Origin of the sequence: Streptomyces katrae, from assembly GCF_000966975.1 — a bacterium.
GTDB classification, from domain to species: domain Bacteria; phylum Actinomycetota; class Actinomycetes; order Streptomycetales; family Streptomycetaceae; genus Streptomyces; species Streptomyces katrae.
On the sequence record NZ_JZWV01001167.1, the window covers coordinates 1 to 1532 of the forward strand.

1 protein-coding gene is annotated in these 1532 nt (G+C 66.5%); it reads right to left on the reverse strand.

What is annotated here, in order from left to right:
* A partial coding sequence (locus VR44_RS34260) for a putative T7SS-secreted protein (RefSeq protein WP_245692741.1) occupies positions 1-1532 on the reverse strand: 1532 nt, incomplete at both ends.

The window sequence follows — 1532 nt, forward strand, 5'->3', positions numbered from 1 at the left end:
GTGAAGTGCCAGACCTTGCCGGTGTCGGGGTCGGTGATGGTGTAACCGCCGGTGACCCGTTCCAAAGGCCATTGTCGGCCGTGTGTGGGCATCACCGCGATCCCAGGGGCTGGGTGGGGGTAGGCGAGAAGGCTCCCCTCATCACAGCCGAAGATGAGGCCCTCGGGTCCGATCTCCAGCTGCTGGTCCACCGTGGAAGACCACGTCGGCCCGAACCACTGACCGGAGCGGCGCGAGGAGTCGAAGGTGCGCCGAAACACGAGTGGGAGCGCGCCGGGCAGAGCGATGTCGGTTGTGGGCAACAGCATACGGCCGGTCGCGATATCGACCGGGTCCCTCTTGCACACGGTCTCTTTGCAGCGGTTGGCGTTGCTTTCCGGATTACGCTCGTGCTCCCCACGGCGGGGAGACTTCAGATCGTCCAAGCGTCTCGCGGCTGCCCCGGCCTCCTTGAAGGAGGCCATGCCCTTGGAACCGATGAGGTCGGGTACGAGTCTGCCGACGCCTTCAGCGGGGTCCTTCATGAACTCGTCGAGCATCTGCTTCCCGGCGCCCCATGGGTCGTTGACCGTGGTGACGAGCCCCGCTGCCGTCGAGTTGAGGTACGTCATGTACTCGGCGGGATGCGTGAGGTTGTACGGATCCTGCGGACTGAGGGAGCGGGCGAAGTCGGCGGTACCGGCAGCGCCTCGGATGATGCCGCCCACGAAGTGGTTGTTGGCGAGCTGCACGTACGCGATGCCGTCGGTGAGCTGACCCGCGTACGAGGGCTTGGGCGGAGCGGCGCCGCGCGCGGCGCGGACTGCGGCCGCGGCGGCCTCTGCCTGCTCGTTGCGCTGCTTGCGCGCGTTGTCCAGCTTGTCCTGCGCTGCCGCGACCAGCGGCTTGCCGGGGTCTTCGAAGGTCTCGGCCGGGCGGGGCGGGAGGTGCTCCTTCTTGGCCGTGATGGCGCTGTTGTACTCGTTGACCTGCTTGTTGTAGGCGTTGCGGGCGTCCTCGGACACTTTCTTCGCCTTGTTGTAGTCCTCCAGGGCCTCCTTTGCACGCCCCTGCGCCCATTCCACGGTCTCCGCGAAACGGCCCATTGCGTCCGCGGCCTTCCCGAAGGCCTCGGACGCCTTGAACCAGCGCGGTGGCTGCTTCGCCACCGCTTCCTGGAATGCCTTGGCGGCCTGGCCCTTCAGCCCGTCGGGCTCGGTCAGGTTCTTCAGGCCGTTGCCGACGGATTCGAAGGCTGTCTTGAAGTCGTTCAGGTGCCCGACCTGGGCATGGATCTTGGCCACGCTGCCGTAGACGAGCTTCTTCGGGTCGTCGGTCTGCCCAAGTTCCAGCTCGGCGACGTCGGAGCCAAGCTGGTTGGCAGCGGAGCGGGACTTGTCGCGAATCCAGTCGCCTGCTTGCTCCAGTCCGACCTCGTCGGCGAGGCCGGCGACCTTGCTGCCACCCCACTCGACGAAGTCGCCGACCTTCTCGACGCCGTGCTCGACCTTGTCCTCGACGACGTCCGGTATGAAGTCCTGCCAGCCCATCAG